Annotated in this window: 13 protein-coding genes and 2 tRNA genes; 3 read left to right on the forward strand and 12 right to left on the reverse strand. The window is 62.6% G+C overall.

Annotated elements, in window-relative coordinates; all coding sequences use genetic code 11:
• Window positions 1-561 precede the first annotated feature (561 nt).
• Together infC and thrS are read right to left on the reverse strand one after the other, a co-directional pair.
• On the reverse strand, window positions 562-1,086 hold the full coding sequence (infC, locus tag JMF82_RS15535) for a translation initiation factor IF-3 (protein ID WP_304487916.1): 525 nt from the start codon (window positions 1,084-1,086) through the stop codon (window positions 562-564).
• A gap of 45 nt (window positions 1,087-1,131) precedes the next feature.
• Window positions 1,132-3,033 carry a threonine--tRNA ligase gene (gene thrS, locus JMF82_RS15540; protein WP_201315466.1) on the reverse strand — a complete coding sequence of 634 codons (1,902 nt, stop codon included), beginning with the start codon at window positions 3,031-3,033 and terminating at the stop codon, window positions 1,132-1,134.
• Between the two features lie 461 nt (window positions 3,034-3,494).
• Between thrS and JMF82_RS15545 the strand changes: the two genes are divergently transcribed.
• Window positions 3,495-4,508, forward strand: coding sequence for an NAD-dependent epimerase (locus tag JMF82_RS15545; protein WP_201315467.1), 1,014 nt, complete (start codon window positions 3,495-3,497; stop codon window positions 4,506-4,508).
• Window positions 4,509-4,613: 105 nt separating this feature from the next.
• On the opposite strand, the gene JMF82_RS15550 is transcribed toward JMF82_RS15545, so the two are convergent.
• The 3 genes from JMF82_RS15550 to uvrB all read right to left on the reverse strand — a co-directional run bounded on the left by JMF82_RS15550 (window position 4,614) and on the right by uvrB (window position 7,400).
• Window positions 4,614-5,060: a CopD family protein gene (locus tag JMF82_RS15550; RefSeq protein ID WP_201315468.1), complete on the reverse strand. Its 447-nt coding sequence runs from the start codon at window positions 5,058-5,060 to the stop codon at window positions 4,614-4,616.
• 159 nt (window positions 5,061-5,219) lie between these two features.
• Window positions 5,220-5,294, reverse strand: a tRNA-Val gene (locus JMF82_RS15555).
• Between the two features lie 81 nt (window positions 5,295-5,375).
• Window positions 5,376-7,400 carry an excinuclease ABC subunit UvrB gene (gene uvrB / locus JMF82_RS15560; protein ID WP_201315469.1) on the reverse strand — a complete coding sequence of 675 codons (2,025 nt, stop codon included), beginning with the start codon at window positions 7,398-7,400 and terminating at the stop codon, window positions 5,376-5,378.
• Window positions 7,401-7,553: 153 nt separating this feature from the next.
• Here uvrB and JMF82_RS15565 point away from each other — a divergent pair, with 153 nt between their 5' ends.
• Entirely contained in the window at window positions 7,554-8,105 is a 552-nt protein-coding gene (locus JMF82_RS15565) for a GspH/FimT family pseudopilin (protein ID WP_201315470.1), read from the forward strand.
• A gap of 229 nt (window positions 8,106-8,334) precedes the next feature.
• On the opposite strand, the gene JMF82_RS15570 is transcribed toward JMF82_RS15565, so the two are convergent.
• Together JMF82_RS15570 and JMF82_RS15575 are read right to left on the reverse strand one after the other, a co-directional pair.
• A complete protein-coding gene (locus JMF82_RS15570) occupies window positions 8,335-9,096 on the reverse strand; it encodes a TylF/MycF/NovP-related O-methyltransferase (protein ID WP_201315471.1) in 762 nt (253 codons plus the stop codon).
• A 498-nt stretch (window positions 9,097-9,594) separates the two neighbouring features.
• Complete coding sequence (locus tag JMF82_RS15575) at window positions 9,595-12,813, reverse strand: autotransporter outer membrane beta-barrel domain-containing protein (RefSeq protein ID WP_201315472.1); 3,219 nt, start codon at window positions 12,811-12,813, stop codon at window positions 9,595-9,597.
• 128 nt (window positions 12,814-12,941) lie between these two features.
• Between JMF82_RS15575 and JMF82_RS15580 the strand changes: the two genes are divergently transcribed.
• A complete protein-coding gene (locus tag JMF82_RS15580; protein ID WP_201315473.1) occupies window positions 12,942-13,169 on the forward strand; it encodes a hypothetical protein in 228 nt (75 codons plus the stop codon).
• A gap of 288 nt (window positions 13,170-13,457) precedes the next feature.
• Here the strand turns inward: JMF82_RS15580 and JMF82_RS15585 are convergent.
• The 5 genes from JMF82_RS15585 to JMF82_RS15605 form a co-directional block, all read right to left on the reverse strand.
• Window positions 13,458-13,534, reverse strand: a tRNA-Asn gene (locus JMF82_RS15585).
• A 65-nt stretch (window positions 13,535-13,599) separates the two neighbouring features.
• Complete coding sequence (gene ppnN, locus JMF82_RS15590; RefSeq protein ID WP_201315474.1) at window positions 13,600-15,012, reverse strand: nucleotide 5'-monophosphate nucleosidase PpnN; 1,413 nt, start codon at window positions 15,010-15,012, stop codon at window positions 13,600-13,602.
• A 183-nt stretch (window positions 15,013-15,195) separates the two neighbouring features.
• On the reverse strand, window positions 15,196-18,462 hold the full coding sequence (locus JMF82_RS15595; RefSeq protein ID WP_201315475.1) for a TonB-dependent receptor: 3,267 nt from the start codon (window positions 18,460-18,462) through the stop codon (window positions 15,196-15,198).
• 327 nt (window positions 18,463-18,789) lie between these two features.
• Window positions 18,790-21,213, reverse strand: a complete 2,424-nt coding sequence (locus JMF82_RS15600) for a TonB-dependent receptor (RefSeq protein WP_236585502.1) — start codon at window positions 21,211-21,213, stop codon at window positions 18,790-18,792.
• A 428-nt stretch (window positions 21,214-21,641) separates the two neighbouring features.
• On the reverse strand, window positions 21,642-23,354 hold the full coding sequence (locus JMF82_RS15605) for a lysophospholipid acyltransferase family protein (protein WP_201315476.1): 1,713 nt from the start codon (window positions 23,352-23,354) through the stop codon (window positions 21,642-21,644).
• Between the last annotated feature and the right edge of the window lie 35 nt (window positions 23,355-23,389).

The raw sequence follows: 23,389 nt of genomic DNA on the forward strand, positions 1-23,389 counted from the left end.
GTGCGGTGCGAATAAATCCCCTCACGGCTCAACGACGTTGCCTTGAGTCCTCTTCGCCTCGGCGCGTGGCGGTGTAGCGGCTTCGTTCGAGGTAGAAATGAGTGCATCTCGGCTGGCCTCGGTCGGCCGACGCTTCTATCTCTCGTACTGCTATGAGCCTTGGCTCTGAAGGCCATTTTCTTTGGGTTACTTTTCTTTTGGGCCAGCAAAAGAAAAGTGACTCGAGCGTCCCACGGGACTAGCTTCGCGTCGCCGGCAGGGGATCGAAACGCCCGCCGCGTAGGCGGCATCCTCGCGGAAGCATGGCAACCGAAGGCAACAGCCGCTTCACAAAAGCAACAACCATGCAGCCCACCGCGAAAGGCTGTCGCGCACAGGGTGCGCTCCTACAAGAGGGGGGTGGGCGGGGCTATGGCGAGCACCCGCCCCTCACCCTGCCCTCTCCTCGCCCCTCAAAGCTGTGGCCATCCATGGCCGCTCCCCGCATGCCCGGCGGGGAGAGGGAAAGAGTCAAAAAAGAAAAGCGGCCCGAAGGCCGCTTTTCCCCAGACTCCCCGAAACTTACTTCTTCTTGGGTCCGATCATCATGACCATCTGGCGACCTTCCAGGCGGGGGAAGGACTCCACCACGCCGTTCTCGCCCACGTCCTCCTGGATCTTCTTGGCCAGGTTCTGGCCAAGGTCCTGGTGGGACATTTCGCGGCCGCGGAAGCGGATGGTGACCTTGACCTTGTCGCCTTCCTCTAGGAAGCGAAGCATGTTGCGCAGCTTGATCTGGTAGTCGCCCACGTCCGTGACCGGACGGAACTTCACTTCCTTGATCTCGACCTGCTTCTGCTTCTTCTTGGCCGCCTGGGCCTTCTTCTGGGCTTCGAACTTGAACTTGCCGTAGTCCATGATGCGGCAGACCGGCGGGTCGCCGTTCGGCTGGATCTCGACGAGGTCCAGACCGGCTTCCATGGCCATGCTGAGCGCTTCGTCGCGGCTCAGGATGCCCAGCTGTTCCGAATCGGGACCGATGACGCGAACGCGCGGAACGCGGATCTCGTGGTTACGGCGGTTGCCCTTAGTGTCGGTGGTAGCGATACCACTATCCTCCAGAAGAGTTCTTGTTTATGCCGGCCCGCGCGCTCAGCGGCGGGTCTCGGCTTCCAGGCGTTCGACGAAGGCGGCCAGCGGCATGCTGCCCAGGTCCTCGCCGGAACGGGTACGCACAGAAACGGACCCTGATTCCTTCTCGCGATCTCCGACCACCAGCAGGTAAGGGACTTTCTGCAACGTATGTTCGCGGATTTTATAGCCGACCTTCTCGTTGCGCAAATCGGCGTGCACGCGGAAACCTTTGTCGACAAGGGTTTGCGCTACCTCGCGGACATAATCGCCCTGCGCGTCCGTGATGCTGAACACGGCGGCCTGGACCGGCGCGAGCCAGGTCGGCAGCAGGCCGGCATGGTGCTCGATCAGGATGCCGATGAAGCGCTCCATCGACCCCACGATGGCACGATGCAGCATCACCGGGTGACGACGCTGTGAATGCTCGTCCACGTACTCGGCACCCAGGCGCTCGGGCATCATGAAGTCCACCTGCATGGTGCCCACCTGCCAGGCGCGGCCGATGGAGTCCTTCATGTGGTACTCGATCTTCGGGCCGTAGAAGGCGCCCTCGCCCGGCAGCTCTTCCCATTTCACGCCGGCGGCGCCCAGGGCGGCACGCAACGCGTCTTCCGCGCGATCCCACACCTCGTCGCTGCCGATGCGCTTGTCGGGACGCAGCGCGATCTTCAGCGCGATGTCCTCGAAGCCGAAATCGCCATAGACCTTCATGGCCTGCTGGTGGAACGCCGTCACCTCGGACTCGATCTGCTCTTCGGTACAGAACACGTGGCCGTCGTCCTGCGTGAAGGCGCGCACGCGCATGATGCCGTGCAGCGCGCCCGAGGGCTCGTTGCGATGGCAGGCGCCAAATTCGCCGTAACGGATCGGCAGCTCGCGGTAGCTGTGCAGGTCGGTATTGAAGATCTGCACGTGGCCAGGGCAGTTCATGGGCTTGAGCGCGAACGTGTGCTTCTCCGACTCGGTGAAGAACATGTTCGCCTGGTAGTTGTCCCAATGGCCGGACTTCTTCCACAGCGACACGTCCAGCACCTGCGGACAACGCACTTCCTGGTAGCCGCTATTGCGGTACACGCGGCGCATGTACTGCTCCACCTGCTGCCAGATGGCCCAGCCCTTCGGGTGCCAGAACACCATGCCGGGGCCTTCCTCCTGCTGATGGAACAGGTCCAGCGCCTTGCCGATCTTGCGATGGTCGCGCTTCTCGGCTTCTTCCAGCTGGTGCAGGTAAGCCTTGAGGTCCTTGTCGTTGAGCCACGCGGTGCCGTAGATGCGCGTCAGCATGGCGTTGTTGGAGTCGCCGCGCCAATACGCGCCGGCCACCTTCATCAGCTTGAACGCGCGCAGCTTGCCGGTGTTGGGCACGTGCGGGCCGCGGCAGAGGTCGGTGAACTCGCCCTGCGAATACAGCGAGAGTTCCTCGTTGGCGGGAATGCTCTCGATGATTTCGGCCTTGTATTCCTCACCCAGGCCGCGGAAGAAGCTCACCGCGTCGTCGCGCGTCTTCACGCTGCGCGTCACCGGCAAGCCTTCCTTCACGATCTTTTCCATCTCCGCTTCGATCTTCACCAGATCGTCGGGCGTAAACGGGCGCTCGTAGGCGAAGTCGTAATAGAAGCCGTTGTCGATCACCGGTCCGATGGTGACCTGCGCGCCGGGATACAGGCGCTGCACGGCCTGCGCCAGCAGGTGCGCCGTGGAGTGGCGCAGGATGTCCAGTGCTTCCGGGCTCTTGTCGGTGACGATTTCGAGGCTGGCGTCGTGCTCGATCGGGAAGCTGGCGTCCACCAGCTTGCCGTCCACCTTGCCCGCCAAGGTGGCCTTGGCCAGGCCCGCACCTATGGAGGCAGCCACATCCTGCACCGTCACCGGATGTTCGAATGGGCGCTTGCTGCCGTCGGGTAGCGTAATTTCGATCATGTCCGTACCTGTTCGCCCGCCATATCAAAGCGTGCTTTTTTTGAAGAGTCCGGCCATGGATGGCCGGTTTGGCTTTCGTCCGCCTGGATGGCGGACATTCCTTTAATCGTCCGGCCATGGATGGCCGGTCTGGCTTTCGTCCGCCTGGATGGCGGACATTCCATGGATCGTCCGCCCATGAATGGCCGGTTTTGCTTTTCGCCCGCCTCGACGGCAGGCACAAAAAAAGAGCGCCAAGCGCCCTTCCTGAAAACAAGGCGTGGCGAAGGTCAGCGTTGGAAGCTCGTAGTTGCCATGTCACACGCTCGACCGGCGCTTTGGGCGCGGGCCACCTTGTCTCCGATGAATGCGTAGCGGAACGCTAGTTTAGCCGACCTCGGCCTGTCAATTCAGCACGCCGCGACAGCCGGTCTCAACGCGGCGGGCGATAGAATGGGCGGCTGCCCCTCGGAGACTTCCTCATGCGCATCCTCGTCACCGGAACCGCCGGGTTCATCGGCTCGTCCCTGGCGGAGCGCCTGCTGGCCCGGGGCGACGAGGTCTACGGCATCGACAACCACAACGACTATTACGATCCGGCGCTCAAGGAAGCTCGCCTGGCCCGCTTTGCGACGCACCCGAACTACACCCATCTGCGAGCCGACCTGGCCGATGCCGATGCCATGAATCGCGCGTTCGCGGATTTCGAGCCGAAGCGCGTCGTGAACCTGGCTGCCCAGGCCGGCGTGCGCTACTCGCTGAAGAATCCGCAAGCCTACGTGCAGAGCAACCTGGTCGGCTTCGTCAACATGTTGGAAGCCTGCCGCCACGGCAGGATCGAACACCTGGTCTACGCATCGTCCAGCTCCGTGTACGGCGCCAATCGCAAGCTGCCATTCGCCATCGACGACGCGGTCGATCATCCGGTGAGCCTGTACGCAGCGAGCAAGAAGGCCAACGAGCTTATGGCGCACACGTACAGCCATCTGTACGACCTACCCACGACGGGCCTGCGCTTCTTCACCGTGTACGGCCCGTGGGGCCGTCCGGACATGTCGCCCATGCTGTTCGCCGATCGCATCAGCCGTGGCGAGCCGATCGACGTCTTCAATTACGGCAAGCACAGCCGCGATTTCACCTATATCGACGATATCGTCGCAGGCGTGATCCGCACGCTGGACCACACGGCCAGCCCCGATGGCGCCCATGACGCGCTGCATCCCCATCCAGGCACATCGAGCGCGCCGTACCGCGTCTACAACATCGGCAACGATCAACCCGTGCAGCTGCTTCGCTTCATCGAACTGATGGAACGGCACCTGGGCCGAACGGTGGAAAAACGCCTTTTGCCGATGCAGCCGGGCGATGTGCCCGATACCTGGGCCGACGTGTCGGCACTTCGGCGCGACGTGGGCTATGCGCCGAATACGTCCATCGAGGAAGGCGTGGCGCGGTTCGTGGCCTGGTATCGCGAGTATTTCCAGCGCGGGGAATGATTTCCCCATTTCCCACTGTAGGAGCGCACCCAGTGCGCGACCGCAGAGCCACGGATTTGTCTCTCCGCAGGCTTTTCGCGCACTGGGTGCGCTCCTGCAAAAACGTCAGAACGGCTTGGCGATCACCAGGAAGATCACGCCCAGCAGGACGAATACCGGCAGCTCGTTCATGATGCGCAAGGTCTTCGACGACGGCAGCGCCCCGCCACTCTCGCTGCGCTTGAGCAGGCGCCCGGTCCAGATGAAATAGGCGAGCAGCAGTGCGACCAGCCCCAGCTTGGCATGCAGCCAGTGGGCATCGCCAAAGTTCGGCAGGACGCCAGGAAACACGCGCCAGCCCTGCCACAGCGTCAGCCCCAGCAGAAACGCGAGGCCGAACATGTTGTGGCCGAAGCGGTACAGGCGCCGCCCCATCAGCACCAGGCGCGCCTTCACGGCCGGCTCGCTGCCCGCCTCCGCCACGTTCACCAGGATGCGCGGCAGGTAGAACACCGTGGCCATCCAGGCCATGACGAACAACAGATGGAAGCTCTTGATCCACAGGTAGGTCATCGACTGGCTCCTTGGGGCGACAGTGGCCAAGTATCGCCATCGCCGCCACTCCTGTCTGCCTGCGGTCGCGACGGAGCCCGACCGGCTGGCTGCGGCGTCGACGCACCGAGCGCAAAAAGAAACGGCGCGAACCCGAGGGTCGCGCCGTTTCGTCGGTATTGGTGGGCGGTACAAGGATCGAACTTGTGACCCCTACCATGTCAAGGTAGTGCTCTACCGCTGAGCTAACCGCCCGAAGCTCGCCCGGCATGCCGTGCGAGCCGCGCAGTATACGTGCTCTGGCGGCCGGCGACAACCGCCCCGGCGGCGAAACCATCACCGCAGGGCTTTTTCCCGCAACTGATGGATCTGGTCGCGGATCCGCGCGGCCTCCTCGAACTCCAGGTTCTCGGCGTGCTTGTACATCTGCGCCTCCAGCTTCTTGATCATCGCCGAGGCCTGTTCGGCGTTCAGCGCGCCGTAGTCCGCTCCACGCTCCGCCACGGCCGCAGACTTCTTGTCGCCACGACGACCGCGACCGCGGCCCGGCGCCTCGCCGCGGGCGCCTTCCATGATGTCGGCGATCCGTCGCACGACCGACTGCGGGGTGATGCCGTGCGCCTCGTTGTAGGCCTGCTGCTTTTCGCGGCGGCGCGCGGTCTCGTCCATCGCCGCCTGCATCGACCGGGTGATCGAGTCCGCATAAAGGATGGCCTTGCCCCGCACGTTGCGTGCCGCGCGGCCAATGGTCTGGATCAGCGAGCCGGTCGAACGCAGGAAACCCTCCTTGTCCGCATCGAGGATGGCCACCAGCGACACCTCGGGCATGTCCAGGCCCTCGCGCAGCAGGTTGATGCCCACCAGCACGTCGAACTCGCCCAGGCGCAGGTCGCGGATGATCTCCACGCGCTCCACCGTTTCGATATCCGAATGGAGGTAACGCACCTTCACGCCGTGCTCGCCGAGGTACTCGGTGAGGTTCTCGGCCATGCGCTTGGTCAACGTGGTCACCAGCACGCGATCGCCCATGGCGACGCGCTTGTTGACCTCGCCCAGCAAGTCGTCCACTTGGGTGCGCACCGGGCGCACTTCCACTTCGGGATCGACGAGGCCGGTCGGGCGCACCACCAGCTCGACGATGGCATCGCCTGATTTCTGCAATTCGTAGTCGCGCGGCGTGGCCGACACGTAGATCGACCGCGGTGCGCGCGCCTCCCATTCCTCGAAGCGCAGCGGGCGATTGTCCATCGCCGACGGCAGGCGAAAACCGAACTCCACCAGCGTTTCCTTGCGCGAGCGGTCGCCCTTGTACATGGCGCCCAGCTGCGGAATGGTCACATGCGATTCGTCGACCACCAGCAGCGCATCCGGCGGCAGGTAGTCGAACAAGGTCGGCGGCGGCTCGCCCGGGCCGCGCCGCGTGAGGTGGCGCGAGTAGTTCTCGATGCCCTGGCAGTAACCCACCTCGGCCATCATCTCGATATCGAAGCGCGTGCGCTGGTCCAGGCGCTGCGCCTCGACCAGCTTGTTGTCCTTGTACAGCTGCTCCAGGCGCTCCTTCAGCTCGACCTTGATGGTCTCGATCGCGTTGAGCACGCTTTCGCGCGTACTCGCGTAGTGCGTACGCGGATACACCGTGTAGCGCGGCACCTTGCGTATCGTCTCGCCGGTGAGCGGATCGAACAACGCCATGTTCTCCACTTCGCCGTCGAAAAGCTCGATGCGCAACGCTTCGGTTTCCGATTCGGCCGGAAAGACGTCGATCACTTCGCCACGCACGCGATAGGTACCGCGCCGCAATTCCATCTCGTTGCGCGTGTACTGCAGCTCGGTGAGCTGGCGGATCAGCGCGCGCTGGTCGATGCGCTCGCCCTTGGCCAGGATCAGGCGCAGCGACAGGTAGTCTTCCGGGTCGCCCAGGCCGTAGATCGCCGATACCGTGGCCACGATCAGGGAGTCCTTGCGCGACAGCAGCGCCTTGGTCGCCGCCAATCGCATCTGCTCAATGTGGTCGTTGATCGAGGCATCCTTCTCGATATACGTATCGGATGCGGCGACATACGCCTCCGGCTGGTAGTAGTCGTAGTAGCTGACGAAGTATTCCACCGCGTTGTGCGGGAAGAATTCCTTGAATTCGCCATACAGCTGCGCGGCCAGCGTCTTGTTGGGCGCCAGCACGATGGTGGGGCGCTGGATCTTCTCGATCACGTTGGCGATCGTGAAGGTCTTGCCCGAGCCGGTGACGCCCAGCAGCGTCTGTGCCGCGAGGCCGGCCTCGAAGCCTTCGCTCAACGTGCGGATGGCATTGGGCTGGTCGCCCGACGGCTTGTAGGGGGAGACGAGTTCGAAGCGGTCAGTCATGGGAGTCCACATGCGGTCGCATTCCGGCATTTTAAATCGCCCTGCTGACAAATCCTGTCAGCAACCTATGACGCATGCCTCGTGAGCGCGATGACTGCGGGTCATGAAGGTCATCGCTAGCCTCCATTTTTCCGTAGATGCAGGAAGATGCGCGTGGAAGACCGCCAGAAATCGGCACGGAAGCAAGGCTTCACCTTGGTCGAGCAGGCAATGGCAACCGCCATTGTGGCCGTGCTTGCCTGCGTCGCAGCGCCTGCAGTCGGGCAGCTAGTGGCGCGCAACCGGCTCCAGGTCGCACAATCCGACCTCATGGTCGCACTGCAGCAGACGCGGGCGCTGGCCCTCCAAACCGGACGGGTAACCATGCTGTGCCCCTCGCGCGATGGCCGTCAGTGCAGCGATGACGTGCGCTGGGAGACTGGTTGGCTGATTGGTCCCGGCAGGGGCGATCACTTCGATCAACTGATTGGCACCCCTATCCATGTGGGCGGAGGACATGAGCGAGTGAACATCGTCAGCACCGTGGGGAGACGTCGCATCCGCTTCCAGCCCGGCGGTACCGCCGGCGGCAGCAATGCCAGCTTCACCATTTGTCCCGCGGGAGAGGCAGAGGGTGCGCTCGTCGTGAGAATATCCAACACCGGCCGCATCCTAGGCGCCAAGGCGTCACAAGCACAGGCTTTGCGATGCGCCCAAGGCGGGTGAATGACCATCAGGACGCCACAAGCGCAACGCCCCGCATTTCTGCGAGGCGTTGCCGAAGGTGATGCCAGAATCTGTAAAGGTGCGGACGCCTCCTGACCGGGAGTCAGTTCGCCGCTCCATTCTCAGACCATTGGACAACTTTTCGAAATAGGCATGACACCATGTCTATTCCCGATGTCATCAGGACTCATGAAGTCACTGGAAACGCGATTTCCGCCGGAGGACAGCACTACCGCAACGCCGGGTAGCGGAAAACCAAGTGCGGATACGCCTGTTCAGCGGTCAGGTTGAAGCCTCGAATCACAGATTCTTGCACCGCGTCAAAGGCCCCGAGACAGGAACTGAAAAGGGGATCGTCGAAAACAACGTACGTACCCCGTGACAACTGGGGAAACGTCGTGTCGATGAGATATTTGATCGGCTCGTAGATATCGCAGTCGATGTGGATCAGGCCTACGTCGGCGATGTTCGGCAACATGCCCGGCAGAGTTTGGTCGAATAACCCTTTTACGGGTTGGACGTAGGGCGCCAGGCCCTGCTGGTCGATGTAGCTGAGGAGTTGCTGATAGCCCGCGTCCGCGAAGTCGCCAGGCCGGTGCAAATCGCGTACGGGATCGGTTTCCGGCATGCCTTCAAAGGTGTCGAATGCATAGACCTTGCCGTTGCGACCCAGCGCTTTCAGTATCGCGCCCATGAAGACAGCCGAGCCGCCCATGTAGCTGCCGAATTCGAAGATGCTGCCGTGCTCATCCCGCATCCCATAGCGCACCATGAGATAGAGATTGGCGAGCTTGTGGGGATGCAACAGCGAACCTCTCGCATAGGCCGCGCCTAACGCCTCGGCGAAGACAGGATCATTTTCCAGCCTGGGATACAGATCCCAAAACTCCAGCCCACAGCCCCTCAGATATCCGGCACCAATATCCCTGCCCCCGAGTAGTTCGATGGGATAAGCACTCGGGTTAAACAACGGCTCTACTGATCGCGCCACAGCTCACTCCTAAGGTAGGGTTCACCAGCAACAACAGCCTTGTTCCATGCGACCTGCATTTTGGACAGACGCACGCTCCGGTATCAAGCGACGGGGCATCCGCTTTTTGTCATGGCTTCAGAGCCTACGTACGGTGAGCGTACTGCATCACCCACGCTTGGAACGGGCATATCACGCGGCTCTGGGCGCCCATCGTCCATCAAAAGGGCAGAAAGCCCTTTTCGTCTACAGCCATAAGCACCCTATCCCGTTTTGGTGACAATACCTTACCTTGCGCCTGCTCGATTCCGTTCCCGCGGCCAGTGGATTCAAAACATGAGAATCGCTCAAAGAGGCCGGCAGTAGTGCTGTCGCCAAGCCAAGGCCACTATTGGCCGGCGATCACCTGAAAAATTGAAAGACGAGAACCGACGCCCCGAATGCGGCAAAGGCAACTCAAGCCATTGGGTATCTCTGTGCCACGTTCCTGAATTGCCGCTGCGACTCACACTCAAACCCTCACCAGCGATAACGCATTCCCACGTCGCCAGCCACACCATTACGCCGTTCTTGGCGGGATTCCAGGCCAAACTGGTACCCGAACTGCGCGTAGACGCTCAGACTCGACAGGAGCTTGGCGGTGACGCCAATGGCAGCATCAGCTCGCGTAGCCTGCGAAACCAGTGGCGCCTGATCGACACCGGAATAGGTCACCGTTGAACCGCCTCCCATATCGCGCCAAAGGTTGGCCCTCAGGTAGGGCTGCCATACTTGGCCATTGCCACGCGCAATCGTCCATTGGCCACGCACACCAAGGCGGGCCGTTACACCCGAGCTCGCACCCAGCGAAACGGAACCGTAATCATCACTCATCTGTCGGAACCAGATGCGCTGCCAGACCACCTGCGCCTGCGGCTCCAGAATGAAATTGGGTCCCCACGACAGTGCGAACGGATAGCCGCCCTCGAGCGAGGCGATGATGCCGTTGCCACGAGCGATGAGCGATGCATTTTCCGTACGGGCCGTGCCGTCGTAGCGCGTGCCCTGCACGACGCCATCCAGGTACCAACCTGTGGGACCGTAGTGGGTCCAATATCCGCCGCCGGACACGGCGTCCATGTTGATGCGGCCGGTTTGCGCCAGCGCGTACCCCGTTGCTTGCTGGTTGGCGACCAGGCCATCGACATCCGCATGAGTGTTGGCATAGGCCAAGTAGACACCCATCGCATCGCGATGACCTTGCTCCATGCTGCCTTGCCACACGTCGAAACCCGCTTGCGCACCGAGTATGCGGCCACTCGTGCGTGGGTCGGCGAACGCACGGTAATGATCGTCAACCTCCTGTCCAAGCACGCGTGCCCACGCCGACCTTGCCCACCCATCGGGGCCTTCCTGGGCACTGGCCGGGGTGAGCGTGTCGCCAATGCGTTCGTGCATGGTGCCCAGCGTGGTCAATCCCATCCGCCGTGCCGAGGGCTGCACCGCGCCATAAGTGGCTATTTCCGGCCCGATGATCGGATAGATACCCGGGGGCAAAGGAGCCAACGGTGGCTCCGCCGGCAACGAAGCCGGCTGCCCTGTCGACACTGGCGATGCAGGACTCACGACCATTGCCGACCGGAGGTACCAGTTCTCGGTGCTGCTACCATCGACAGCGCCACGGAGCAGGTCGTAGTTGTACGCCCCCACTCGCAACGTGTTGCCAAGGTAGAAAGCGCCCGGAGCGGTAGTCGCCTGATTGATGGCGTCCACCACCAGGATGCCGTTTGCCCTTGTACGCTGGTCTCCGCTGCCCGTGGCGTGGATGAGCAGCTGTGTCGAGCCAGTCGCCGTACCGCCATTGATGACGAGACGGTCCGATGCCGAATTGTCATCGCCAAGATAGGCGTTGAGCTTGATCGAACCACCCGGGGCACCGGTGTAGTTCACCACCGTCAAAGTCTTGAAGTTGGGGGCAAGTCTGGGGTCAGCCGGGAGGCTGAATACGACGCTGCTGGAATCGTTCACCAGGTTGGTGACGGTGGAATTTTCTGTGAGTTTCCACAGCGTGCCGTCTTTCAGCGTGACGTTGGAGGTGCTCCAGGGATCCTTACTGGCCGAGCCATCCAGCGTCGAACCCGAAGCAACGAGATTCAGCGTAGCCGGAATTCCCGAGACCAAATAGCCTGGTGCAGGAGGGCTCTGGGTTATTTCGCTTACGCCGTCGGCCGATATGGATGGCTGCGATGCCGGCAAGAGATGGGGATCATAAGGGCTAGGGGCCAAGGACGTGCTGACAGCCAGCCATTGAGCATTACCCGACACAGAAGTGTTGGCCAACGTCACGTTGGCCGTTCCGCCGGCGACCCAGATGCCGGCCTGCCCAACGGCCCTCAACGCGCTATTGCTGATCCTGGCCGTATCGACCGTTCCAGCCTGTCCCGCAACGTACAACGCCGCGGCACCCGGTCCCTTGATATCGACGACGACACCATTGGCCTCTATGGTGCCGCCTTCCAAGGCAGCCAGACCGTGCGCAGTCTGGCCAGAGGCACGAACTGACACGCCGCTCAGCATCACCTTGGACTGATCACCTTCCGCCGCCGCGCCAAAGGCGTAAGCGCCGCGGGTGGTGAGGCTCCCGCCATTCACCGATATATTTCCGCCATCGGAGGCATAGGCACCGATAGCCAAGATTGCCGACGTGGAGACCAAAACCTGGGACGCAGTCAGAAGTGAACCCGCGCCACCAGCGCTGAGGCCGTGCGCCTGTGCTCCGCTCGTGGCGACCGTTCCGCCGGTCAGGTTCAACGTGCCGGCTTGGGTAGCATACGCGGCCCAACCGTTTTCACCGGACGTGACAACCGTGGTATCAACGGACGTCAGCGTCGAGCCCCTGGAATACAAGCCAATACCGTATACACCACCGGTGGTGATGCCCAGGTTCGCCAGATCCATGACCGCACCGCCAGTCGCCATGGCACCGTAGCCATTACCGCCTTGCGTCTTTATCGCCGTTCCAGAGGCGTCGACCGATGCTCCCGGCCCAGACGAACGCACACCTATGCCGTAGTCTCCGTAGGTATTGACCGAACCGCCGGCTATCCTGGCGAAGCCGCCGCTGAATACGGAGACGCCATAAGCACCGTAGCTGCTTGAACCCGAGCCATAGGCAGTCAGTGCGCGGGTAACCACTGCGACATTGGCCAGCGAAACCTGGCCACCGTGGGCGTATACGCCTATGTTGCCGGCTTCTTCGGTAGTCACCGAACCATTGGTAAGCGTGATGGAAGCTCCCGGCTGCGCAATGACGCCATAGGCACCCGCAATACCGGAGAACAGCCCCGTGGAATGAATTGCCGCATTGGAGAGCGCGACATTGCCTGACCCATTGACGTCGAGTGCCGATTGCGATGTCCCACCGCTGCTTATCGACAGGCTGGAACCCTTGCTGATAACCGCACCCATACCGCTGACATGGAGTCCGGACCCAGTGGCGCCAGTGAGAATGATTGGGCCGCCAACGCTGCTGTCCAGCAGGACGGAACCGGTGCCACTTACATCGAGGGCATTACCGCTGGCAGGCTGGATGGTCGTGCCGCCCACCACCGTTTGACTGCCTGAGCTGACATCTTGCGTGGTGGTAATGACGCCTGGCCCCAGGGTCTGAGCACTTGCCATAGAAGGCAGTAACCCACAGAGAACGGTTCCCACCGGAAACAGAATATCGATCGCAACTGCAAGGGGATTGAGTCTCATAGCCGCATCCTTCCATGATGATTCGCGTAGTAGGCGAAGGCATCCTGCAGAGTTTTCACCGCGCACATGAAGTGGCACTAAGGAAGTGAATCGAATTCGCCCTGACACCTCAGTGTGGAGATAGAGCATTGCCACGTCTACAACTACCCATCCGCGATTCGCAATCCTGGTCTTCTCTCCTGTATGGCCACCTGTTGAACGCCGGCCTGCATAAGGGCAAGAACCCGGCCGTGACCATGCAACACCGAAATATTGAGCCGGTGAGCGAGCGCTACCTGACGGAAGTGGCGCTGGATCGCCTGGCGGCGGCTCCGACCGTTTCGCGCACACCACCGGCATGCGCCAGAAGGATCTGATCGAGCCGAAGATAATCGCGTCCATCAAGGCTCGCATCGATTACAAGCACAGCAAGACGGGCAAGCACCGCGTTATTTCCCGGGCCGGATCGGATAAGCCACGCCCCCCTCCAGGAAAGCCACCTGGGCGCCCGCATCGGTACCTGGGCGCCCTTCCAGATCAAAACGGCGCCCTATCAGCATCACCCGGCGAAATCCCGAACTGGTTTCGCCTATCGAGTAGTAGTCGCCAAAGTGAAATAGCAGACAAAACAAAGGGCCACGATTGCTCGCAGCCCTTGCTGAATATGGCGCCCGAAGTTGGACTCGAACCAACGACCCCCTGATTAACAGTCAAGTGCTCTAACCGGCTGAGCTATTCGGGCGGGGTGAGTCGGATAGTTTGAATATCCGACTCCGAACTGTCAAGACGTTTTTGCCCAAGGCGCCTTCAGTGGGCCGGCTCGCCGGTGAGCACGCGGTAGCACGGCACATAGGCCGTTCCGCCCGGGAGCTTCATGCGGTCCTGCGCCACGAAAGCCTTCAGCAGTTCGTCCAGCGACTGCATGACGTCGGCATCGCCGTCGATGTCGAAGGGGCCGTATTTCTCGATGGCGCGCATGCCCTCTTCCTTCACGTTGCCGGCCACGATGCCGGAGAACGCGCGGCGCAAGTCGGCCGCCAGCTCGTGCCGCGGACGGTCGCGATGGATGGCGAGACTGCGCATGGCTTCGTGCGTGGGACGGAACGGCAGCTGGAACGCGTACGGAATATTGAGCGCCCAGTTGAAGAAGAACGCGTCCTTGTTGTCCAGGCGGTAGTTGCGCACCTTGTCGATGCCACGCACCATCGCGCGCGCCACGGCCGCCGGATCGTCGACGATGATCTGGTAGTGCTCCGCCACGCTGTCGCCCAGCGTGAGGCGCAGGAAGCGATCGATCTGCTCGAAGTACGCGGCCGACTGCCTGGGGCCGGTGAGGATCAGCGGGAAAGGCACGCCGGCATTGTCCGGGTGCAAGAGGATGCCGAGCAGGTAGAGGATCTCTTCCGCCGTGCCTACGCCGCCCGGGAACACGATGATGCCGTGGCCCATGCGCACGAAGGCTTCGAGACGCTTCTCGATGTCCGGCATGATCACCAGGTGATTGACGATCGGGTTCGGCGATTCGGCCGCGATGATGCCCGGCTCGGTGATGCCGATGTAGCGATTGTTGCGGCGGCGCTGCTTGGCGTGGGCGATGGTGGCGCCCTTCATCGGGCCCTTCATGGCGCCCGGGCCGCAACCCGTGCAGATGTCCATGCTGCGCAGGCCGAGCTGGTAGCCGACCTGCTTGGTGTATTCGTACTCGTCGCGCGAAATCGAGTGACCGCCCCAGCACACCACCAGGTTCGGATCGATCTGCGCCTTGAGGATGCGCGCGTTGCGCAGGATCTCGAACACCGCATGGGTGAGGCCGACGCTGTCGTCGAGATCGAAATTGCCCTGCTCCATCTGCGTCGACACGTAGACGATGTCGCGCACCACGGCCACCAGCAGTTCATTGATGCCGCGGATGATCTGGCCGTCCACGAAGGCTTGCGCCGGCGCGTGGGTCAGTTCGATCTTGATGCCGCGATCCTGCTGCAGCACCTGGATGTCGAAGTCGGGGAACTGCTCGAGGATGGAGCGCGGATCGTCGCTCATGTTGCCCGAGGTCAGCACCGCCAGCGCGCAGCGGCGCAGCAGGGCGTGCAGGCCCGAACCACTGGCGTCGCGCAGGCGCGCCACTTCGTTGCGGGAAAGGATGTCCAGGCCACCGGCGGGCGAAATGCGCGCACTGACGGTGGCCGCTCGGCCGGTCTTGCCGGCTTGGGTGTCATTCATTGAAGCATTCTCCAGGCCGCGCCTTCGCGGCTCATGCGTCCGTGGGGAACGAGACGGACCGTGTAGCTTCCCGCGCCGGGCATGGCAGGGTCAAGCTGCGGGCCGCTTTTTCGCCATCTCCCACAAAAAAGCCGGCGCCCTCTCGGGCGCCGGCTCTCGGTACGGCTACAGCAAGGTCTTGCGTCAGAACGTGTAACGCAGGGTCAGCATCGCCGACCAGCGCGAAACCACGTTGGTCTTGATGTCGCGACCGGCGTCGTACACCACCTTGGTGCCCGGCTGGTAGTTGCCGTTGGCATCCGTCGGCAGGCTGTAGATGTACTTCTTGGTCACCGGATCCACGCCTGCGAAGCTGGCGAGGTTGCGGGTGTACGGGAACGGCACGTACGACTGCTGGCCCCAATCGTTGTTGAGCAGGTTCAGGAAGTTGTACACGTCGAGGCGGATCTCGCCCTTGTTGCCCTTGAACAGGCCCGGCACTTCCTGGCTGAAGCTCATGTCGAGCTGGTTCGTCCAGGCCGCACGGGTACCGTTGCGGCTGGCGATCTGGCCCTGGTGATCCTTCAGGTAGCTGTCCTGCTTGATGAAGGCGTAGAACTGGTCGATCGCCTGCTGCGACGTGCCCTTCTGGAACTGCACGTCACCCTGCTTCGGGATGTAGGCCAGGTCGCGGCTGTAGCTGTCGCCGTTGGCGTCGTTGGCGAACACCCAGCTGTACGGCTGGCCGGTCTGGCCGTTGTAGAACGCGCTGACGGTGGTGTAGTAGTTGCCGAAGAAGGCATGCGACCAGGCCACCGACGCCATCACGCGCTGCTTCACCGCGTAGTTGGCGGTGCTGGCGACGTCCTCGTTCGGATTCACCCAGGCGTTGTTGCTGTAGTTGGAGGTCGCCTGGCTGGAGGTACCCGGGTTCACTTCCTTCGCGTTGGAGAAGGTCACGCCCAGGCTCGCCGACCACTCGTCGGCAAAGGGCTTCTTCAGCGACAGCGTGAACGCGTCGGAGTAACCCTTGCCGGTGTTGTCCAGCTCGGTGGTGCTGACCGAGAACTTGTTGTTCGCGTTGGCGCGGTTGGTGTTGCCGGTCGGGCCACCGTAGATGTTCTTGTAGTACGTGTAGCGGCCATCCGGCAGCGTGCCGGTCGGCGCGCCGATGTTGAGGTTCTTGTACCAGATGGCATCGCGAACCTTGATGTGCTCGTACTCGGCGGTGGCGATCAGGCCCATCCACGGCAGTTCGCGGTCGATGGCCAGGCTGGCCTTCCACACGGACGGCAGCTTGAAGTTCGGCGCGATGGTGTCCACGGCCATCTGGGTGTTCGACGGCGGCGGCACGTTCTGGTTGAACGGATCCGGGCTGAAGCCCGGGTAGATCGTGCCCGGGCCCACCGGCAGGTTGCCGCTGTTGCGGATCGAATAGGTGGCCACCGTCATACCGTTGTTCTGGTACGGGTTGGTCATCCACACGGTCGGCGGGTTCGACTGGAACAGGCCCACGCCGCCACGCAGCTGCGTCTGCAGCTCGGTGTTGAAGGCGTAGTTGAACGACACGCGCGGTTCGACCATGGTCGAGCCGTCGATGGTCTGGTCGTTGCGGAAGCCGAAGGTCTTCTCGAAGGTCGGGTTGTAGACCGGCTTGTCGTCCGTCGAATAGCGGTTCACGCGGAAGCCGTACAGCAGCGACAGGCGATCGGTGACCTGCCAGTTGTCCTGCAGGAAGAAGCTGTAGCGGCGCAGCGTCCACTTGCCCGCCACGTCATCCAGCGAGTAGCCCTTGGCCGGCTGGTACAGGTCGAACTGGTTGTAGATGCCCTTCTCGAGGTTATCGATGCCCCAGAAGGTGTACGCGCCGAACTGGGTACGACCGAACAGGTTGTAGATCTTGTCCTGCTGGAAATCGATACCGCCCTTCACCGTGTGGTCGCCCAGGTAAAGGGTGGCCGCACTGAAGACGCTCCAGGTCTTGGTCGAGATCTGGTTGTAGTCGCTGTACTGGTCTTCACCCAGGTCGACGTACGGCGATGCGCCGTTGAGCTTGCCGTTGTTGTCCTTGCCCAGGTTCACGAAGACCTGCGGCTGCTGCCACGGCACGGTGCGGACCTGGCTGAAATCCTTGTAGCCGATCTTGGTCTCGGTCGAGAACACTTCGTTCCAGTCGTCGAAGAACTGCAGCGAGTAGTTCTTCGTGTCGCCGTTCTTGGTGTACCAGTAGCTGGTCAGGCCGATGGCGTTGTTGCTGTTGCCCTGGATGACCGGCTGCACTTCCTTGGTACGCTGGAAGGCCAGGCTCGCGCGATGGTTGTCGGTGATGTTCCAGTCCAGCTTGACCAGCGAGCGCTTGCTGTTGAGGTCGACGCCGCCGCTGCTGAAGTCGCCCGGATGCAGGCCCAGCGCGTTCGCCGCATTGATGATGCGCTGCAGGTCGCCCGGCGACACCTTGTTGCTGGTGGAGGCGCCGGTCAGCGAGCTGTCGAGGCCGTTGGCCGAGTCGTTGCCCAGGCCAACCGTCTTCTGCTTCTCGTAGCTGGCGAAGAAGAACAGCTTGTCCTTGATGATCGGGCCGCCCAGCGTCATGCCGCCGGTCCAGTCGCGGTCGTAACCCTGGTAGCTGCGGTCGCCGCTCTTGATCCAGCCGGCGTTGCCCACCATGCTGTCGGCGTTGCGATAGGCGTAGTACGCCGAGCCGTGGAATTCGTTGGTACCGCTCTTGGTCACGGCATTGATGTCCGCGCCCACGGTGTCCGAGGTCGTGTCGAAGTTGGCCGTCGACAGGTTGTACTCGGCGATGGTGTCGACCGACACCGGCGAGCCGAGGTACGGCATGCCGTTGGAATTCAGGCCGAACGGATCGCCGGCGCCGATGCCGTCGACGGTGATCTTGTTGTAGCGGCTGTTCATGCCCATGGCGGACATGGAGCCGTCGCCGCGGTCGGTGACGGTGATGCGCGGATCGAGGCGCGCGATGTCCTGGATCGAGCGGCCCGGCGACGGGACCATCTTCAGGTCACGGCCCGACACGTTGGTCGACAGGCCCTTGTTGTCGGCATTGAAGGTCTGCGCAGCCACCAGGCCGGTGACGGTCACCGCGCCCAGGTTGGTCGCCGCCTGCTGGGCCGCACCCATGGTCACGTTGACCGCGGTGTCGGTGGCGAGCTGCAGGTAGACGTTGTCCTGCTCGGACTGCGTACCGTCCTTGGACACCTTCACGTCGAACGGGCCGCCCACGCGCAGGCCCTGGGCCGAATAACGGCCGCTGGCATCGGTGGTGGTGGACTTGGTGGTGCCCGACGGTGCGTGCACGATCTGGACGGTGGCGCCGGCGACCGGCTGGCCATTGGCGTCGACCACGCGGCCGCTGATCGAGGAGGAGGTGTCCTGCGCCATCACCGGCGCGGTCGCCAGCAGCGTAGCGATCGCCACCGGCAAGAGTTTGCTGCGCAATGCGTTGTTCATCGAGATTCGACCCCTAAGAGATTCGCAAAAAAGGCATGGGACCAGCACAGAGGAGTCCCATGCCCCTCCGCCACCGTCTTAAGTGACTGATTCCCTGAATTATTTGATGCGTCCCGGGGAGCTTCTCGAAGCCGCCGGCCTGGACTCATCACGACGAATGTAGGCGCATAATATTACAAATTCGTAACTTATTGACGAATTCCTCACAAAACTTGCGCGTCTTTCCTACGAAAACCGCAAGTTAGCGCCGCTGGCAAACCTGGCGCGGGCCCAAAAAAAACCGGCGCCTTGCGGCGCCGGTCGGGTCTTGCGAGGGGATGCTTCGTCTTAGAAGAACGAGGCGCCCACCGTCACCATGAAGGTGCGCGGTTCCAGCAGCGAGTAGTACGGCGAAGACGTCGCCAGCGGCTTGCCGTCCGGGCCGACATAGCCCGCGCTGTTGTTGGCCAGGAACGCCGACGCGTTGTTGGCGCTGGTGAGGGCATGGCGATCGCCGATGTTCGACACGTTGAGCTTGACGTACGGCTGGCGGAACCAGCTGGCGAAGTCGCTGAAGCGGTAACCGGCGTTGAAGCCGAAGGTCGTATAGCCGCCGACGCGCTCCGTGTTCATGAAGTCGCCGTACATGGCGCTGTGGTAGTTGCCGTAGACGCTCGCCCACAGCGGACCCTGGTCGTAGCTCAGCTGCAGGTAGGCGATGTTGCGCGGCGTGTTGAAGAGCTGCTTGCCGTCGGTCGGGTAGTACACGTACTGGCCGGCCTTGTTCTTGCCGGCGTTGAGGTCGCTCTCCACCGTCGCGTCGGTGTAGGTGTACTGGCCGTAGACCTTCCACGCCTCGGTGATGTTGAAGCTGCCCTCGGCGGCGAAGCCCTGCTGCTTCACGCGGGCGATCTGCGTATACACCGGCTCGCCCGTCACCTGGTCCTTGGCCGAGATGGTCTTGTTGTTGAAGTTGCTGTGATACAGCATCACGTTCGCCGAGAAGCGATCGTCGTAGTAGCGGTAGCCCAGGTCGTTGTTCCAGGCCGACTCCGGCTTGTTGGCCGCGGTGCCGGTGATCTGGTTGAGGAACACGGCGCCGTTCGGCGGCGCGCGGTAGGTTTCGCCGATGCCGTAATAGATCTGGCTGTTCTCGTTGGGCGAGAACTTCACGCCCACTGCCGGCGTGAACTTGTGATACGTGCCGTTGAGGTCGTCGTTACCGAAACCCTTGGCGAAGCCGCCCACCGAACCCGGGTTCTCGAACGCGAAGCCCGAACGGTCCACATGCAGGTAGGCCAGGCCGGCCGTGAACAGCCACTGGTCGTTCGGCGTCCAGGTGTCGGTGATGAAGCCCTTCTTGACCTCGGTGGTGGTGTACTCCTCATAGGCGTTCTGGACCTGCCCATCGGGATACAGCACGTAGTTGGAGGTGCCCCAGATGTCGTTCGGCACGCCGGTCGCCCAGCTGGCCATGCTGAACTTGTCGTTCTGCTGCTGGCGCGCGCGCTCGTACCAGAAACCGTATTCGAGCGCGTTGTCCATGCTCAGGTCCTGGTTGAACTTGGCGATCACGCCCGGGCGGTACGTGGTGCTGCTGCTGAAGCCGTACACCAGCGCCTTCTTGCCGTTCGGGCCCGTGACGATCGCGCCGTCCTGGTTCAGGTCCTGATGGGCCGACTCGTACAGGTTCTGCGTCGCGTTGGTGGTTTCGGCAAAGAACGAGTTGCCGGTACCGCCGCCGCCGTCGCCGTACTGGAAGTACGGCACCACCGACAGGCGCAGCGAGTCGGTCAGCTTGAACTCGCCGTCCAGGCTGAACATGTAGTTGCGGAACGGGTTGTTGTGCAGCTGGTAGTACTGGCTGTCACCGGGCGTGTAGGTGGTGTCGTAGTCGTAGAAGTAGCCGTGCTTGGCCAGGTCCGACTTGCTCAGGCCGTAATAGCTGTTGCGCACTTCGCGGTTGTACTGCAGCGAGGCGCTGATCGAGTTGTTGCTGTCGATGGTCCACAGCGACTTGCCTTCGACCTTCGTCACGTTGAGGTCGCCGGCACCTCGCCACTTGTCGACCGAATTGTCCGAGTACGACAGCCAGGAGCGCACCGGGCCGGTGTCGCCGGTGTTCAGGCGCACGAAGGTACGGCGGTAGTCATGCGAACCCAGCGACTGCGTCACGTCCACGCCCGCGGTGTGCGAAGGATCGATGGTCGCCCAGGCGATGTGGCCGCCAGCCGCGCCGGAGTCCGGCATGTCGACGTCGGGGATGCCCTGCAGCACGGTGATGTCTCCGTAGTTCTCGGAGTCGCCGTACTCGGTGGCGTATACCGCGTAGCTGCCCGTGTCGGTGATCGGCGCGCCGTTGACGGTCACGCCGATTTCGCTGGAGTTGAAGCCGCGGATCGAATAGTTGCCGTCCGACAGGCCGGTCACGTCATCCGTCGAGGCGTTCACGCCCGGGATACTGCTGACCATCTGAGTGAAGTTGCTGCCCGGCGGCGCCTTCACGATGGCGTCGCGGCTGATCGTCGAAACCGCCTTCGGCGCCGTCTGCACCGACATCAGGCCGCCGCCCAGCGACAGGCTCTGGGCCTGCACCGTCACCGTGTTCAGCTCCTGCACGCGCTTGGTGTCGTTGGAGGTGGTGGTGTTGGAGGTGCTCGACACGCTGGTGCGCTGCGTCGCGTCCTTGTTGGCGGCCGGCTGCGACTGGCTCGCCGTGTCCTGCGCCGCAGCGGTGCCGGCGGCCATGCAGAACACGACGGCAATCGCCATGGAAAGGTGGTTTCGTTTCATCATCGTCGATTCCAGAGGTTGCAATGTTTTGGGTATGCCGCCGCCCTGGAGGGCAGCGACAGACGGTGGTGGGGATGAGGGGTTACCACCCGGATGAAATATCTTTCGAAGAGCCGAAAGAAATAGCGCAATTCATTGTTATATATCGCAATTTCATGCCATTTAACGTAATTTTAAACGTTTTCTCCGGGCGTAAAAAAAGCCCGATCGGAAAATCGGGCGGAAATTTACGAAATCAGTTGAACGCTACCGGCCCGCGCGAAAAATCCCCCTTGCGCGAAACCGGCTTTGTAAGCCTCACATAAGTATTTTACAGGAAATTTACCGTTCGATCACGGCGACGCCGAAACAACTCGCGGGCGCGCGCAAAAACGGCAAGCCTGCATCGAGTCGAGGGCAAGCAGTTGCTACTGCTTGCCCAGGTAGCGGGCCCGCTTGGCCGGCTTGAGCGTCGCCAGGTCCAGCATCACCAGGCCATCGACGCAGCCGGAGAAGCCCGGATCCTCACCAAAGTCGAGAAACTGCACGCCCTCGGGTTCGACCAGGTCCACATACTGGCGATACAGCACGGGCAGGCTCACGCCCAGCGCGTCGAGATGATGCTTCAGCTTGCCGAGCCCGGCGGCCGGGTCCAGGCCTTCGAGCGCGGTGCGCACCAGTTCGATCACATCGGGGGAAACCACGAACGGCTGTCGCGCCGAAGCAAGCCCGGGTGCGCCGAAGTAGTGCTGGTGGGCCGCGGCGATCCATTCGCGCGCCTCGCGCGGAATGCTTACCGACATGCTTACCGGTCCGAACAGGTAGCGCAGTTCGGGATGACGTTGCAGGTACAGGCCAATGCCTTGCCACAACTGGTCGAGCGCGCGCGAGCGCCAGTAGGCCGGAGCGATGAAACTGCGCCCCAGTTCCAGGCCCTGCGCCAGCCGTGATTCGAGCGCCGGCGAATAGTTGAACAGGCTGGACGTATACAGGCTGGACATGCCGCGCTCGGCAATCAGGCGACCGCCATGGCCGAAGCGGTAGGAGCCCACGATGCGCAGGGACTTGGGATCCCACAGCACCAGGTGCTCATAGTGCGGGTCGTACACGTCGAGATCGCGACGCGCACCGGTGCCCTCGCCCACCTTGCGGAACGTGAGCTCGCGAAGGCGCCCGATCTCGCGCAGCACCACGCTGTCCGATGCGCCCTTGAACAGGTACACCTGCTTGCCGTCATTCAGGTCCGCCAGCTTTTCGGCCTGCGACTGCAACTCCGCCGCCACCCGTTCCGTGGGTTCCGGATGCGCCAGCGGCGCCTGGCCGCCGAAGATCAATCCGCGATGGCGTCCCACGCGATAGACATGCCGGCGCATGAGCTTGGCAGCGCGCTGGGTCGAACCGCCGGCGTGCTGTTCCAGCTCATCGGTACTCACCAGGGCGCCGATGCTGAAGCCAATGCGCCGGCTGACCGGCGAGATGGCCTCGCGCGGCAGCATTGCCGTGCTGAGCGGCTTGGCCAGCATCGAGAGGCCATAGAACATGGCCGAATTGCGCGCCGCCACATGGATTGGCAGCACCGGCGTGCGGCCACGCTGGGCAAGCCGTGCGAAGCCATCGGACCAGCGGCCATCACGCACGCCATCGGGGCGCATGCGCGATACCTCGCCGGCGGGAAATACGATCAGCGCCTCGCCGTTGTCCAGCGCCCGATAGATGTCGCGCATGCGCGAGGTGGCGCCCTTGCCGAACACATCGACGGGAAGCAACAGCTTGTGCAATTGGGGAATCGCCATCAGCCAGTCATTGGCGAGGATGCGCACGTCGCTGCGCACGGAGCCGACCAGCTGCAGCAAGGCGAGCGCGTCGACCATGCCCAGCGGATGGTTGGCGACGATCAGCACGCCGCCTTCCACCGGGATGTTCTCGCGCTCGCGGGGATTGGCGTAGTAGCTGACCCCGAGCAGGTCGAGCGTACGCTCGACGAAGTCGAAGCCTTCGGCCTCACCAATCGCATTCAACGTACGGTTGAAGCCGTCCTGGTCGGCCAGGCGGCCCAGCATGCCGGCCACTTGCCGCCGGATCAGGGGATGCTGCGCCAACCATGGCAGACGTTCGGTGAGGGTCTGTTCAACGCTGAGCATGACCGCCTCCTGGGAATTACCCCAAATGCTGGTAG

The sequence above is a fragment of the Dyella sp. EPa41 genome (assembly GCF_016586165.1).
Lineage (GTDB): Bacteria > Pseudomonadota > Gammaproteobacteria > Xanthomonadales > Rhodanobacteraceae > Dyella.